Origin of the sequence: Amycolatopsis sp. NPDC051903 (assembly GCF_044452505.1) — a bacterium.
In the GTDB taxonomy this organism is placed as follows: domain Bacteria; phylum Actinomycetota; class Actinomycetes; order Mycobacteriales; family Pseudonocardiaceae; genus Amycolatopsis.
Genome location: NZ_JBITBT010000014.1, coordinates 11,624 through 25,742, shown reverse-complemented (window position 1 = coordinate 25,742; position 14,119 = coordinate 11,624). Strand labels below are relative to the sequence as shown.

General features: G+C 73.0%; 12 protein-coding genes. 9 read left to right on the top strand and 3 right to left on the bottom strand.

The window, feature by feature from the left end; translation table 11 throughout:
- Window positions 1-3: 3 nt before the first annotated feature.
- Window positions 4-510 (top strand): peptide-methionine (S)-S-oxide reductase MsrA, encoded by a 507-nt coding sequence (gene msrA, locus ACIA77_RS26745; protein ID WP_395888719.1) that lies wholly within the window; start codon window positions 4-6, stop codon window positions 508-510.
- Window positions 511-594: 84 nt separating this feature from the next.
- On the top strand, window positions 595-1,359 hold the full coding sequence (locus ACIA77_RS26740; RefSeq protein ID WP_395888718.1) for a DUF427 domain-containing protein: 765 nt from the start codon (window positions 595-597) through the stop codon (window positions 1,357-1,359).
- 4 nt (window positions 1,360-1,363) lie between these two features.
- On the opposite strand, the gene ACIA77_RS26735 is transcribed toward ACIA77_RS26740, so the two are convergent.
- Together ACIA77_RS26735 and ACIA77_RS26730 are read right to left on the bottom strand one after the other, a co-directional pair.
- On the bottom strand, window positions 1,364-3,964 hold the full coding sequence (locus tag ACIA77_RS26735) for a WS/DGAT domain-containing protein (protein ID WP_395888898.1): 2,601 nt from the start codon (window positions 3,962-3,964) through the stop codon (window positions 1,364-1,366).
- Between the two features lie 50 nt (window positions 3,965-4,014).
- Window positions 4,015-5,022 carry a DMT family transporter gene (locus ACIA77_RS26730; RefSeq protein ID WP_395888717.1) on the bottom strand — a complete coding sequence of 336 codons (1,008 nt, stop codon included), beginning with the start codon at window positions 5,020-5,022 and terminating at the stop codon, window positions 4,015-4,017.
- Between the two features lie 126 nt (window positions 5,023-5,148).
- Between ACIA77_RS26730 and ACIA77_RS26725 the strand changes: the two genes are divergently transcribed.
- Together ACIA77_RS26725 and ACIA77_RS26720 are read left to right on the top strand one after the other, a co-directional pair.
- Entirely contained in the window at window positions 5,149-5,802 is a 654-nt protein-coding gene (locus ACIA77_RS26725) for a VC0807 family protein (protein WP_395888716.1), read from the top strand.
- On the top strand, window positions 5,802-6,578 hold the full coding sequence (locus tag ACIA77_RS26720; protein ID WP_395888715.1) for an SDR family NAD(P)-dependent oxidoreductase: 777 nt from the start codon (window positions 5,802-5,804) through the stop codon (window positions 6,576-6,578). The genes ACIA77_RS26725 and ACIA77_RS26720 overlap by 1 nt, the downstream gene beginning before the upstream one ends.
- 138 nt (window positions 6,579-6,716) lie before the next feature.
- Here ACIA77_RS26720 and ACIA77_RS26715 read toward each other — a convergent pair whose 3' ends face one another.
- Window positions 6,717-7,913: a PucR family transcriptional regulator gene (locus tag ACIA77_RS26715; protein WP_395888714.1), complete on the bottom strand. Its 1,197-nt coding sequence runs from the start codon at window positions 7,911-7,913 to the stop codon at window positions 6,717-6,719.
- 154 nt (window positions 7,914-8,067) lie between these two features.
- Between ACIA77_RS26715 and hpnC the strand changes: the two genes are divergently transcribed.
- From hpnC to shc, 5 genes are read left to right on the top strand one after another with little or no spacing between them, the layout of a single operon-like run.
- Entirely contained in the window at window positions 8,068-8,943 is an 876-nt protein-coding gene (hpnC, locus tag ACIA77_RS26710) for a squalene synthase HpnC (RefSeq protein ID WP_395888713.1), read from the top strand.
- Window positions 8,940-9,797, top strand: coding sequence for a presqualene diphosphate synthase HpnD (hpnD, locus tag ACIA77_RS26705; protein WP_395888712.1), 858 nt, complete (start codon window positions 8,940-8,942; stop codon window positions 9,795-9,797). Before hpnC ends, hpnD begins: the two co-directional genes overlap by 4 nt.
- Window positions 9,794-11,146, top strand: a complete 1,353-nt coding sequence (hpnE, locus tag ACIA77_RS26700) for a hydroxysqualene dehydroxylase HpnE (RefSeq protein ID WP_395888711.1) — start codon at window positions 9,794-9,796, stop codon at window positions 11,144-11,146. The genes hpnD and hpnE overlap by 4 nt, the downstream gene beginning before the upstream one ends.
- Window positions 11,143-12,183: a polyprenyl synthetase family protein gene (locus ACIA77_RS26695; protein WP_395888710.1), complete on the top strand. Its 1,041-nt coding sequence runs from the start codon at window positions 11,143-11,145 to the stop codon at window positions 12,181-12,183. The genes hpnE and ACIA77_RS26695 overlap by 4 nt, the downstream gene beginning before the upstream one ends.
- A complete protein-coding gene (gene shc, locus ACIA77_RS26690; RefSeq protein ID WP_395888709.1) occupies window positions 12,183-14,111 on the top strand; it encodes a squalene--hopene cyclase in 1,929 nt (642 codons plus the stop codon). Before ACIA77_RS26695 ends, shc begins: the two co-directional genes overlap by 1 nt.
- Window positions 14,112-14,119 lie beyond the last annotated feature (8 nt).

Below are 14,119 nucleotides of genomic sequence, written 5' to 3'. Positions count from 1 at the left end.
GACGTGACCACCGAAAAGGCGATCCTCGCCGGCGGCTGCTTCTGGGGTATGGAGGAGCTGTTCCGCCACCAGCCGGGCGTCGTGTCCACGCGCGTCGGCTACAGCGGCGGCGACGTCCCGAACGCCACCTACCGCAACCACGGCACCCACGCGGAGTCGATCGAGGTCCTCTACGACCCCGAGCAGACCGATTTCCGCGCCCTGCTCGAGTTCTTCTTCCAGGTCCACGACCCGTCCACGAAGAACCGCCAGGGCAACGACATCGGCACCAGCTACCGCTCGGCGATCTTCTACACCACCGACGAGCAGAAGCACGTCGCCGAAGACACCATCGCCGACGTCGACGCCTCGGGCCTGTGGCCCGGCAAGGTCGTCACCGAGGTCACCCCGGCGGGTGACTTCTGGGAGGCCGAGCCCGAGCACCAGGACTACCTGCAGAAGTACCCCAACGGCTACACCTGCCACTTCCCCCGCCCCGGGTGGAAGCTCCCGAAGCGGGCGACGGCCTGATCACGACGGCGCGCGGACCCCACGTCCGCGCGCCGGCGCGTATCCAGGGAAGGGACCGTGCCCGGCGCGAGCGAGGAGTGCCCCATGCGTGACTACCCCGAAGCGATCACCGCGATCGACCACGTCGAGCCCGTCCCGCGGCGGGTGAGAGCCGTGCTCGGCGGCGAGACGGTGCTCGACACGACCCGCGCGAAGTACGTGTGGGAATGGCCGTACTACCCGCAGTTCTACATCCCGGTCGCCGACGTGGCGCCCGGTGTCCTCGTCGACGAGGACCACCCGCAGCGGCTCAAACGCGGCACCGCGCGCCGGCAGACCCTCAAGGCGGGTGACGAGGTCCGGCCCGCCGCCGCGCGCGTCTACGGCGACGACGCCGTCGCGGGCCTGGCCGGGCACGTCCGGTTCGAGTGGGCCGCCCTCGACGCCTGGTTCGAGGAGGACGAACGGATCTTCGTCCACCCCCGCAACCCGTACGCGCGCGTCGACGCGTTGCGCTCCACCCGGCACGTGCGCGTCGCCCTCGAGGGGCACACGCTCGCCGAGTCGTCCTCGCCGGTGCTGCTGTTCGAAACCGGCCTGCCGACGCGCTACTACTTCAACCGCACCGAAGTCGACTTCACGCGGCTGGTGCCCACGAGCACGGAAACCGAATGCCCCTACAAGGGCACGACGACCGGCTACTGGTCCGTGCGCGTCGGCGACGTCCTGCACCAGGACCTCGCCTGGGTCTACGACTTCCCCACGACCGCACTCAGCCCGATCAAGGGCCTGGTGTGCTTCTACAACGAGAAGGTCGATCTGTTCGTCGACGGCGTCGAGATCCCCCGGCCCACCACGCACTTCTCCTGACGGCTCAGTCCACTTCGGACTGCAACCGGGCGAACGCCGTCCGCACGGATTCCGCCAGCCGGTCGCCGCGGGCGGCGTGGCCGGCGGGGACCGTGACGCACACGGTGAAGCGGTCGGCCCACGTCATCACGCCCACGGCGACCGGCACGCCCGGCGCGAGCGAGAGCACCGGGTAGACGGTGCGCACGAGCGAACCGTTGAGCACGACCGGCGACCGGGCGCCCGGCAGCACCGACGCGATCACGCTGAACCACGTGCCCCGGTAGACGAGCCGCGCGACGCGGCGGTGCAGCCCCGGCGGCAGGATCCCGAGCACGCGCACCACGGCGTTGCCCGCGCGCGGGGCGCCGCGCGTGACCTGCCGGGCGAGCAGCTCGCGCGTCGCGCGGACGCGCTCGGGCAAGGACATCGCGCCCGTCGGCAGGTCGACGCTCGCGGCACCGGTGTGGTTGCCGAGCTGGCGGAACGTGCCGGTGTCGCGGATGGACATCGGGATGAGCACGCGCACGCGCTCGGGCGCCGCGGCCCCCAGCTCCCGGTGCACGGCCTCGGCGACGAGCGCGAGGACGAGGTCCGTCGTCGGCACCCCGACCCGGCGCGCGGCGGCGCGTACTTCCGGCGCGGACAGGTGCGCCCGCGCGTAGTGCCGCCGGGGACCGGCGATCGAGGTGTCCCACCGCACGCGGGGAGCCGTGCCCGCCCGCGCGAGCGCCCAGACGCCGCGGGCCAGCTCTTCGGCTTCCTTGCGCTTCGCGCCCTTCTTCGCGCTGCCCGGCGTGCCGCTCCGGCCACCGCGGATCACCGCGCCGGCCGCCCCACGCAGTCGATCCCGCGCCGAGCGCTCGGCTCCGGCACCCGCCGCTCCCCCAGCCCGGCCGGCCGGCCCGGTCAGCCCGGTGCGGTCGTGGTCCAGCGCCGGGGCCGCGCCGCGCGAGCTCGTACCCGGCGCCCCGAGCCGATCCCGCACCAGTGCCACCGCCCGATCGGCGGCACCGCGCACCCCCCGGCGCCGCGCCGGTGCGGGCGGCGGGTCGAGCGGCGGTTTCCCGCGCGCCTGCCCGACGAGGGCGCCGATCACCGCGATCCCGTCGCTCGCCGCGTGGTGCAGCGCGATGAGCAGCGCGCCCTGCTCGCCTTCCAGGCCCGTCACGAGCCGCGCGCGGACCGGGTGCTCAGGGGTGACCGGCTGGGAGAAGAAGTCGTCCATCTGGGCCGTGAGCGACGGTTCGAGCTCGCTGCCCGCGGGCAGCTCGGCGTCGCCGAGGATGCCGTCGGCCGTGCGCGCCGGGTCCTCCTGCCACTTCGCGCGCCACAGCCCGCCGCCCGGCAGGAGCCGCGCGCGCAGGCCGGGCGTCGCCGTGAGCAGGTGCACGGCGTCGGCGTGCGTGACGCGCGAGCCGTCGGCTTTCGGGTCGAGCATCAGCACCGCGCCGACCTGCTGCGGCACCTCGGGCGTCGCGACGTGGAGGAACAGCGCGTCCTCCGGCCGCAAACGCTGCGGCGCCGGGTTCAGCGGCGACGAAACGAGCGATTCGAGCGCGGCGACGAGTGGCGTGGCCGCATCGCAGTGCCGCGTGGCCGCCTCCCCCATCGCCTTGAGCCGCTCGGGCTCGGCCAGCAGCTGCCGGACGGTTCCGGTGAGCTCACCGTCCTTTTCGGTCACCACGGCCAGCCCCGCCTCGGCCATGAGCCGGGCGTTGGCCTTGCCGTGCGCGGCGATCGGCCGGTGCATGAGCACGGGCCGCCCGCACGCGAGCGCCTCGAGCCCGGTCGCGCCGCCGGCGTTGGTCACCACCACGTCGGACGCGATCGTGTAAGCGGCCATCCGATCGGTCCACCCGACGACGCGCAGCCGCGGCTCGCCGAGCGCGCGCAGCCGGCGCTCCAGCGCCTCGTTGCGGCCGCAGATCGCCACCGGCACCACCTCGGGGCCGGCGGCGAGCAGCTCGCGCACCGTGCCCTCGACGTCACCGAACCCCAGCGAACCGCACGACACCAGCGCGACGAACGCATCGGGCGGCAGCTCCAGCTCGTGGCGCGCTCCCGCCCGGTCGCCCGGGCGGAACTCGGCCCGCACCGGCGGCGCGGACACCCCCACCGCGGCGGCCGGCGCGCACCGGCGCGCCAGGCCCACGGCGACGTCGTGCATCACCATCGTGAGGTCGGCCGAGCCGTAGACCCAGAACGGGTGCGGCGCGAAGTCCGACACCCAGGCGCCGATCGGCGCGTCGAGCTTCCCCCGCCGGCGCAGCCACGCGAGCCCGGCGGTGCCCATCGGGTACGTCGAGAGCACGAGGTCGGGCCGGAACCGCGCGACCGGTTTCGCGAGCCGCCGCCCGCACCAGGTCGCGGTGAAGCGCTTCGACGCGGCGGCGAACCAGGCGAGGCGCCAGATGGCGCCGTAGAAGAACTCGTACAGCCACGGGGTGCTCTCGACGTTCGCCACGTAGATGCGGCGGAACAGCCCGCCGAACCCCGGACCCAGCTGGTCGAGGGCGTCGACCCACTGCACCTCGGCCCGCGGCCACCGCTCCCGCACGGCGCCCTCCAGCGCCCGTCCGGTCGCGTTGTGGCCTTCCCCCATGTTCGCGGAGACGATCAGCACGCGCTCCAACGCGCCCCCTTCGGCGAGGTGCCGCGGACCGCGGTCACCGGCTAACAGGTGGATCCGGCCAGACCGTACCCCTCGTCGGGTTCCGGTCCGGCGTGCTCGGACTCGGCGTGTTCGAGTTCGCGCTCGGGTTCGCGCTCGCGCACGTGCTGGCGCTCGAGCGCCGCGGCCTGGGCGACGTCGAGGTGCGCGGCGCGCGTGGACAGCATCGCGATGCCGACCACGATGACGAGCCCGGCCAGCGCCTCGCCGAACAGCGCGAGCGGGGTGCCGTTGGCCGTCTCCCCCATCCACGACAGCCCGATCGCGACGCCGACGAGCGGGTCGAGCGCTGTGATGACGGCCAGCGCCGGCGTCAGGTAGCGGCCCTGCTGGAACGTGTTCTGGCTGAGCAGGAACCCGAGCGGGCCGACGACGCAGACGATGTAGAGCGTCCAGTGCTTGAACGGCTCGTCGAGACCCTGCCGGAACTGCCCGGCGACGACCTTCATCAAGCCGGCGGTCAGGCCGTAGAGCACGCCGGTGGCCACGGCGAGGCCCAGCACGCGCGGCGACCCGGATCGGGTCAGCGCGGCGAGCGCGAGGCCGGCCAGCGTCACCACGGCCAGCGCGATGCCCAGCGGCAGGAGCGTGGACCCGGTGACGAGCACGTCGCCGTTGCCGCTCGGGCGCGCGATCACGAGGAACACCGCGAGGCCGGCGACGCACAGCAGTGAGCCGGCGGTCATCACCCGGTCGGGCCCCCTTCGCTCGAGGCGCCCGAAGACGAACCCGGCGAACATCAGCGACGTGATGAGCAGCGGCTGGACCAGCAGCAACGGCCCGAACGCGAGCGCGACGAGCTGAAACCCCAGCCCCAGTACCGTCGCCACGATCCCGATGAGCCACAATGGGCGCCCGACAAGGCGCCTGAACAACGTGAGGTCGAGCGGGTTCGCCGTCTCGACCTCTTTGGCCGCCTTTGCCTGGGTGGCGCTCGCGAGGCCCATGCACGCAGCGCCCAGCACCGCGGCAGGGACGGCCACGAAAAGCGACACCCCCGTGACACTCATGGAATACTCACCTCACACCATTCCCATCCGCCGTGCCTATGCTGCCTATGCTGTTGAAAAATTCGTGGGCCGTGAGGGGGATGGTCAACCCCGCACCGGAGGTACTTGAACCGCATGCGACACCACATGACGATCGACCTCCCCTCGTTCCGCAACCTGGTCGTGGGCGGAGGTCGGCATCTGTTGGAGTCGACACTCGTACCGGCCGGTCTCTTCTACCTCCTGTTGACTCTGGTGAGTTTCGACAGCGGGGTCATCGCCGCGCTGTGCTGGTCGGCCGTCGTGATCATCACGCGCCTCGTGTTGCGCAAGCCCATTCCCGCGGTGCTCTGGCTGACCAGTGGCCTGCTGGTGGCGCGGACCGCGTTGGGTCTGGCCACCGGCAGCGCGTTCCTGTACTTCCTCCAGCCGACCCTACAGAACTTCGTGATTGCGAGCCTGTTCCTGGTTTCCGCGCCGTTCAACAAACCGCTGCTCGCGCGGCTGGCCGGTGACTTCTGCTCGTTCCCCGACACCCTGTCCGGACACCCCGGCATGCGGCGGTTCTTCCAGCGCGTGTCGGTGCTGTGGGCGCTCGTGTTCGCCGTGAACGGTTCCGTGACGCTGGTGATGCTGGCGAAGGCCACCGTCGGCAACTTCCTCATGGTCAGCACCGCCGGTTCGTACACGTTGGTCGGCCTCGCGATCGCCGCCTCGCTGTGGTGGTTCCGCCGCTCGCTGCGCTCCCACGGCATCGTGCTGCGGATGGCGGCGCACAAGCCCGCGCTCACGGCGGTCTGATGCCCGCTGAGCGCGGCACGGCCGAGCTCACCGGCACCGCGCTGGTCACCGGTGCGTCGTCCGGCATCGGCGAGGCGACCGCCCGCCTGCTCGCCGAGGCCGGCACCCACGTCCTGCTGCACGGCCGCGACCGCGACCGACTGGCCGCGCTGGCCGGCGAACTCCGCGGCACCGTGCTCGACGCGGATCTCGCCGACCCCGAGGCCGCCGGGAAGCTCGCCGAGCGCGCACTGGCCGTCACCGGCGGCGTCGACGTGCTCGTGAACAACGCGGGCCTCGGCTGGGCCGGTCCGCTGCCGGAGCTGCCGGCCGAACACCTCGCCCGCCTGGTCGCGGTCAACCTGACCGCGCCGCTGGAGCTCACGCGCGCACTGCTGCCGGGGATGCTGGCCCGGGGCCGCGGCCGGATCGTGTTCGTGACGTCGATCGCCGGCCGGACCGGCGTCGCCGGCGAAGCCGTGTATGCGGCGACCAAATCGGGCCTCGACGCCTTCGCCGACAGTTTGCGCTTCGAGCTGCACGGCACGGGCGTGACCGTCGGCGTGGTGGTGCCCGGCGTGGTGCGCACCGCGTTCTTCGAGCGCCGCGGCCGCCCCTACGCCCGCACGACGCCGCGGCCCGTGTCCGCTCAGCGCGTGGCCGCCGCCGTCGTGCGCGCCGCCGCGAAGCCCGGTGATTACTACGTGCCGCGGTGGCTGCGGGTGCCGGTCGCGCTGCGTGGCGCCGTCCCCGGCGCCTACCGCGCGCTCGCGACGCGCTTCGGCGCCGAAAGCTGACCGTTCCCCCCGACCGACCACGGCACCTCCCTCGCCCCGGCTCATGTCAGCAGTCTGCTCCTGTCGTCAACAAACTTAGCCCTGCTAACCATTGCACACGCGGTTTTATTCCGCGCGCCACTTGTGGTGCCGCGCACGTCACGCCGGATCGGCGTCGCCGCCCGGCGGGCCCCAGGCCAGGGCGATGAGCAGCGTCGCCCGCGCGGCCGGGTCGTCGAGCACCGGGCCGAACAGCTCGTGCAACCGGCCGAGGCGGTAGGACACGGTCTGCGGGTGGATGTGCAGGTCCTCGGCCACGGCCTTGCGGTCGCCGAGGTGCAGCAGCCACGACGTGAGCGTGGTGACGAGCCGTTCGCGCGACGACTCGTTCAGGTCGTCGAGCGGCGCGAGGCAGCGCCGGCGCAGCACGTCGAGCAGCCGGTCGTCGCGGTGGACGATGATCGCGTCGAGGTGCTCGTCGGCGAAGACCGGGTCGTCCGACAGCAGCCGGTCGCGCCGCAGCCGGGCCGTCACCTCGGCGATGCGCAGGCTCGCGGGCAGCCGGTCGATCGGCACCGTCGCGCCGACCACCGCGCCGCCGCCCCGCAGGGCGCGCGCGAGCCACGCGCGCCGGCCCGGGCCGCCCGGGTCCGGCACGATCGTGACCAGCTGGCCGGGCCGGCGCAGCCGCAGGCAGGTGTCGTCGAGCCGGGCCACGAGCTCGCGACCGAGCTCGTTCTCGTCCTCCACGAGCACGACCGCGGCGGTGCGCGGCAGGCGCCACTCCGCGCGCAGCGCCGCCGCCTGCACCACCTGCACGTCGGCGCGGTCGGACAGCAGCAGCTCGGTCAGCTCGTCGCGCAGCCGCTCGCGCATGCGCACCGCGTCGGACTGCTCCTGCAGGTAGCCCTTGAGCGACGACTCCGACAGCTGGTCGACCAGCGCGAACACCGTGGTGGCCAGCGACGCGAACAGCTCGGCGGGCACGTCGAGGTCCAGCGCCGCCTCGGACACGTGCCGCCACGCGACGCGCGCGCCGACGCGGTAGGCCGACAGCAGGCTCGTCACGCGCCGGCCCTGCCGGAACTGCGTGCGCCCGATCTCTTCGAACACGACCTGCTCGACCCCTGAGCCGAGCTCGGGCAGGTTTTCTTCCGGCTCTTCGGCCAGGTTGATGAGCCGGCGCACGAACCCCGCGCTGGCCGTGACGATCTCCGCGAGTTCTTCCGTCAGGAACGCAGCGTAATCGGGGTGCTGCTCGACCAGCTGATCACGAACCTCGTTCAGGATGGCCGGCATCCGCCGGGTCACGACGGCTTCCAGCTCACCCAGCCGGGTCACTTGGTCTGATCCCATGTGCGCAGCTTGTCCTTCCGTAGCAGGTAGCAGGTCTACGGGGTCGGTCCGCTTTATCCTCACCCCACTTTGTCCGCTCGTGCCAAGTCGAAGCCAGCAAAATTCTTCTTCCGGTTGCAGAAGCCGCCCATAAGTGCGAGTCAGACTGGGTTCGATGAGATCGACTTCACCTGGCGGTCACGCTGCGGACACGGACGGTCTGCGGGCGAAGCGACACGCGGAGAACTTCCCGGTCGCACTCAAGGTGCTGCCCGGACGACTCCGCTCGGACCTGGAGGCGGTGTACGCCGTCGCCCGCACGATCGACGATCTGGGCGACGAGGCCGACGGTGACCGCACCGCGCTGCTGACGCAGTTCGGCGACGAGCTCTCGGCCGCGTTCGGCGGCGCCGAACCCGCCGACCCCGTGATCCGGGGCCTGGTCCCGGCGATCCGCGCGGGACGGGTGGAGCACGAACCGTTCCGCCGGCTGATCGAGGCGAACCTGCAGGACCAGCACGTGACGCGGTACCGGACCTACGCCGACCTGCGGGCCTACTGCCGGCTGTCGGCCGATCCGGTCGGCCGGATCGTGCTGCGGCTGTTCGCCGTCGAGGACCCCGAGGCCGAAAAGCTGTCCGACCGCGTGTGCACCGCGCTGCAGCTGCTCGAGCACTGGCAGGACGTCGGCGAGGACCACCGCAACGGCCGGATCTACCTCCCGCAGGAGGACCTCGAGGCCTACGGGGTCACCGAGGACGAGCTGGGTGCGGCGCAGGCTTCGCGCCGGCTGAGAGAGCTCATGCGCTTCGAGATCGACCGCGCCGCCGCCCTTCTGGGCAGCGGCGCTGGTCTGGTCGGGCTGGTGCAGGGCTGGGGACGGCTGGCGGTCAGCGGCTTCATCGCCGGCGGGCTGGCCACCGTCGACGCGCTGCGGGACACGAACGGCGACGTGCTGGCGAGGTACGCCAAACCGGGCAAGGCCGACGCACTGGCCTGGCTGGTGTGGCTTCAGGTGGGTGAGCCGAAGACGGGGAGGCGGTCGGATTGACGACGATCGAAGAGGCCTACGAGCACTGCGCGCGGGTCACCAAGGAGCAGGCGCGCAACTTCTACTACGGGATCCGGCTGCTGCCACCGGACAAGCGCTCGGCGCTGTGCGCGGTGTACGCGCTGGCCCGCATCGTCGACGACATCGGCGACGGCGACCTCCCGGACGAGGCGAAGCTGCAGGGCCTGACCGGCATCCGCAAATCGCTGGGCGACCTGTCCGCGAGCACCGACCCGGTCTACGTCGCGGTCGCCGACGCCGCGCGCCGCTACCCGATCCCGCTCGGCGCGTTCGAGGAGCTGCTCGACGGCGTCGAGATGGACGTGACCGGCCGCGAGTACGGCACGTTCGAAGAGCTCGTCGAGTACTGCCGGTGCGTCGCGGGGTCGGTCGGGCGGCTGTGCCTCGGGGTGTTCGGCGGCAAACCCGAACCGGACGCGCCGACGTACGCCGACGAGCTCGGCATCGCGTTGCAGCAGACCAACATCCTGCGCGACATCCGCGAAGACCTGCTCAACGGGCGCGTGTACTTGCCCAAGGAGGAGCTGCAGAAGTTCGGCGTCCAGCTGCGGGTCGGGGACGACGGCCGCCTGGTCGACGACGAGGGCAGCCTGACCGCGCTCATCCACGACAGCGCCGCGCGCGCCCGCGACTGGTACGCCCGCGGGCTCAAGCTCGTGCCGTCGCTCGACCGCCGCAGCGCCGCGTGCTGCACGGCGATGTCCGGGATCTACCGCTCGCTGCTCGACCGCATCGACGACGAGCCCTCGCAGGTCTTCGGCCGGCGGCTTTCGCTGTCGGGCCGGGAAAAGGCGGTGGTGGCGGTCCGCGCGCTCACCGGGATCGGCCGATGACAGCCGACGTCGCGGTGATCGGCGGCGGGCTCGCCGGCATCACCACCGCCCTGCGCTGCGCCGACGCCGGGCGCCCGGTGACGCTCTTCGAAGCCCGCCCGCACCTGGGCGGGCTCACGCACTCGTTCACGCGCGGCGACCTGCACGTGGACAACGGCCAGCACGTGTTCCTGCGCTGCTGCACCGCCTACCGCGAGCTGCTGGACCGCCTCGGCGTCGCCGACCGCGTGATGCTGCAGCCGCGGCTGGAGATCCCGATCCGCACGCCGGGGGCGACCGAGCCGACGTGGCTGCGCCGCGGGGACCTGCCCGCGCCGCTGCACCTGGCCGCTTCGCTGCTGCGCTACGACCCGCTGCGCCCGCTCGACCGCGCCCGCTTCGCGCTGGCCGCGATCGCCTTGCGCCGCGTGGATCCGGCCGCCGACCGCACCGACCGCCAGTCGTTCGGCGAGTGGCTGCGCCGCCACGGGCAGAGCGCCGCGGCGATCGAAGCGCTGTGGGACCTCGTCGGCGTCGCGACGCTCAACGCGACCGCCGACGAGGCGTCGCTGGCGCTGGCGGCGACGGTGTTCCAGGAGGGCCTGCTCACCGACCCGGCCGCGGCCGACATCGGCTGGTCGCTGGTGCCGCTGCGCCAACTGCACGGCGACGCCGCGCTCGACGCGCTCACCGCGGCCGGCGCCGACGTGCGGACCGGCACGAAGGTGCGCTCGATCGAACAATCCGGCGCCGGCTGGCGGGTGCGCACCGACGCCGGTGAGGCCACGTTCGGCCAGGTCGTGCTCGCGGCGCCCCCGCCCGTGACCGAGAAGCTCGCACCACCCGGCGCGATCCCGCTGCCGCCCGGCTGGTCCGGCGGGCTCGGCAGCTCGCCGATCGTGAACGTCCACGTGGTGCTCGACCGGCACGTGCTCGACGAACCGTTCGTCGCGGGCGTGCGCACGCCGGTGCAGTGGGTGTTCGACCGCACCGGCCAGTCGGGCCTGACCTCGGGGCAGTACCTCGCGATGTCGCTCTCGGCCGCCGACGACCTGATCGACCTGCCGACGGCGCAGCTGCGCGAGCGGCTCCTGCCGGAGCTGACCGGGCTGCTGCCCGAAGCGCGCGGCGCGGAGGTGCTCGACTTCTTCGTGACCCGCGAGCGCCACGCGACGTTCCGGCCCGGTCCGGGCACGGCGTCGCTGCGCCCGCACGCGGAGACGAACGCCCGCGGGCTCTACCTGGCCGGGGCGTGGACCGCCACCGGCTGGCCCGCGACGATGGAGGGCGCAGCCCGCAGCGGTGCGGCCGCGGCGACCGCCCTCCTCGAGAAGAACGTGCACGAGGAGAAGGAGGGAGTCGGAGCATGACCGCCACCATGCGACCCGCAGCCACCGCGGCCCCGGCGGTGCCGGGAGTTCTCGGCCGCACCCGTGACGCCGTGCAGCCCGCGTTGCGCGCGGCCGTCGACCGGCTGGACGAGACCAGCCGCGCCATCAGCGCCTACCACCTCGGCTGGACCGACGCCGACGGCACACCCGTGAGCGGCAACGGCGGCAAGGCCGTGCGGTCCGCGCTCGCGGTGCTCTCGGCGCTCGCCGCCGGTGCGCCCCCGACGACCGGGGTGCCCGGAGCCGTCGCCGTGGAGCTGGTGCACAACTTCTCGCTCGTCCACGACGACCTCATGGACGGCGACACCGAACGGCGCCACCGCCCCACCGTGTGGGCGCTGTGGGGCGCGCCGAGCGCGATCCTGACCGGCGACGCGATGCTCGCGCTCGCGCAGGAAGTGGTGCTGGACAGCGGTTCCCCGCACGCGATCCCGGCCGCTCGCCTGCTGTCGGAGACCACGCGCCGGCTCATCCACGGGCAGGTGCTCGACGTCGAGTTCGAGCAGCGCGACGACGTGACGCTGCCCGAGTGCGTGACCATGGCCGCCGGCAAGACCGGCGCGCTGCTGTCCGCGAGCTCCGCGATCGGCGCCGTGCTCGCCGGGGCCCCGGCCGAGGTCGTCGACGCGCTCGCCGTGTTCGGAGAGGAGATCGGGCTCGCGTTCCAGCTCGTGGACGACGTCCTCGGCATCTGGGGCGACGCGGCCGTGACCGGCAAGCCGGTCTACTCCGACCTGCGGGCGCGCAAGAAGTCGCTGCCCGTCACCTACGCCACGACCCACGGTGGCGACCCGGGCCGCGAGCTCGCGAAGTGGCTCGCCGGCGGGGAAACCGGGGACGAAGCCGAGCTCGCGCGCGTCGCGGCGCTCGTGGCGTCGGCGGGCGGGCGCGAGTGGGCCACGGCCGAGGCGGCGCGCCGTGTCAAGACGGCCGAGCGCGCGATCGCGACGCTCCCCGCGGGACCGCGCGAAGAGCTCGTCGGCATCGCCCGTTTCATCGTCCACCGGGAGGCGTGATGACCCGGACCGTCCCCGAACCGTCCACTTCGGACGCCCCTCGCGAACCGGCCCGCACGCGGACGCCGGAGCAGACACTGGCCGCCGGGATCGAGTTCCTGCGCGGCGAGCAGCACGCGGCCGGCTGGTGGAAGGGCGAGCTCGCCACCAACGTCACGATGGACGCCGAAGACCTGCTGCTGCGCCAGTTCCTGGGCATCCTCACCGAGCAGCAGAAGGAGGAATCGGCGCGCTGGATCCGCTCGCAGCAGCGCGAAGACGGCACGTGGGCGAACTTCCCCGGCGGGCCCGCGGACCTGTCGACGACCGTGGAGGCCTGGGTCGCGCTGCGGCTCGCGGGCGACTCGGCCGACGCGCCGTGGCTCGCCGCCGCGGCCGAGTGGATCCGTGCGAACGGCGGCGTCGAGGCCACCCGCGTGTTCACGCGGATCTGGCTCGCGATGTTCGGCCAGTGGTCGTGGGCCGATCTGCCGAACCTGCCGCCGGAGCTGATCTTCCTGCCGTCGTGGTTCCCGCTCAACGTCTACGACTTCGCGTGCTGGGCGCGCCAGACCGTCGTGCCCCTCACGATCGTCGGCACCCTGCGGCCGAAGCGGAAGTTGCCGTTCGACGTCGCCGAACTGCGCACCGGCAAGACCCCGGACAAGTCCGCGGCGCCGTGGACGTGGGACGGGGTGTTCCAGAACCTCGACACCGCGCTGCACACTTACGCGAAGCTGCCGTTCAACCCCGTGCGCAAGGTCGCGCTGCGCCAGGCGGCCGAGTGGATCCTCGCCCGCCAGGAGGCCGACGGGTCGTGGGGCGGTATCCAGCCCCCGTGGGTGTACTCGATCCTCGCGCTGCACCTGCTCGGTTACCCGCTCGACCACCCCGCGCTCAAGGCCGGGCTCGAAGGCCTCGACGGGTTCACCATCCGCGAGGAGACCGAGCAGGGCTGGGTGCGCCGGCTCGAAGCGTGCCAGTCGCCCGTGTGGGACACGGCGCTCGCGATGACCGGACTGCTCGACGCGGGCGTCTCCCCCGGCGACGAGATGCTCGTGCGCGCCACGGAATGGGTACTGGGCGAGGAGATCAGCGTGCCGGGCGACTGGACGGTGCGCCGCCCGTCGCTCGCGCCGGGCGGGTTCGCGTTCGAGTTCGCCAACGACGGGTACCCCGACACGGACGACACCGCCGAGGTCGTGCTCGCGCTGCGGCGCATGGGCCGCCCGGACCACCTGCGCATCCGCGGCGCGATCGACCGCAGCGTGAAGTGGCTCGAAGGCATGCAGTCGAGCGACGGCGGCTGGGGCGCGTTCGACGCGGACAACACCCAGGTGCTCGCCACGAAGCTGCCGTTCTGCGACTTCGGCGCCGTGATCGACCCGCCGTCGGCGGACGTCACCGCGCACGTGGTCGAGATGCTCGCGGCCGAGGGCAAGGCCGGTTCGCGCGAGTGCCGCCGCGGCGTGAAGTGGTTGCTGGACAACCAGGAGGCCGACGGTTCGTGGTTCGGCCGCTGGGGCGCGAACTACGTCTACGGCACCGGTGCGGTCGTGCCGGCGCTCGTGGTCGCGGGCATCCCGGCGGGCGACGTGCGGATCCGCCGGGCCGTGAAGTGGCTGGCGGAGCACCAGAACGCCGACGGCGGGTGGGGCGAAGACCTGCGCTCCTACGACGACCCGGTGAACTGGTCGGGCCGCGGCGAGTCGACGCCGTCGCAGACCGCGTGGGCGCTGCTCGCGTTGCTGGCCGCCGGCGAGCGCGACTCGGTGGCGGTCACGCGCGGGGTGGCGTGGCTGTGCGAGCGGCAGCGCGCCGACGGCGGCTGGGACGAGGACCAGCACACCGGCACGGGGTTCCCCGGCGACTTCTACCTGTCCTACCACCTCTACCGCGTGGTGTTCCCGCTGTCGGCACTCGGCCGGTACGTGCGGAGCGGCTCGTGATCCCCGCC

Excerpts from the sequence above, each read along its gene's own strand:
- ACIA77_RS26740 (WP_395888718.1), top strand. The coding sequence starts at position 595 with ATGCGTGACTACCCCGAAGCGATCACCGCGATCGACCACGTCGAGCCC.
- ACIA77_RS26730 (WP_395888717.1), bottom strand. The coding sequence starts at position 5,022 with ATGAGTGTCACGGGGGTGTCGCTTTTCGTGGCCGTCCCTGCCGCGGTG.
- hpnE (WP_395888711.1), top strand. The coding sequence starts at position 9,794 with ATGACAGCCGACGTCGCGGTGATCGGCGGCGGGCTCGCCGGCATCACC.
- ACIA77_RS26695 (WP_395888710.1), top strand. The coding sequence starts at position 11,143 with ATGACCGCCACCATGCGACCCGCAGCCACCGCGGCCCCGGCGGTGCCG.
- ACIA77_RS26725 (WP_395888716.1), top strand. The coding sequence starts at position 5,149 with ATGACGATCGACCTCCCCTCGTTCCGCAACCTGGTCGTGGGCGGAGGT.
- shc (WP_395888709.1), top strand. The coding sequence starts at position 12,183 with ATGACCCGGACCGTCCCCGAACCGTCCACTTCGGACGCCCCTCGCGAA.
- ACIA77_RS26715 (WP_395888714.1), bottom strand. The coding sequence starts at position 7,913 with ATGGGATCAGACCAAGTGACCCGGCTGGGTGAGCTGGAAGCCGTCGTG.
- ACIA77_RS26720 (WP_395888715.1), top strand. The coding sequence starts at position 5,802 with ATGCCCGCTGAGCGCGGCACGGCCGAGCTCACCGGCACCGCGCTGGTC.
- hpnC (WP_395888713.1), top strand. The coding sequence starts at position 8,068 with ATGAGATCGACTTCACCTGGCGGTCACGCTGCGGACACGGACGGTCTG.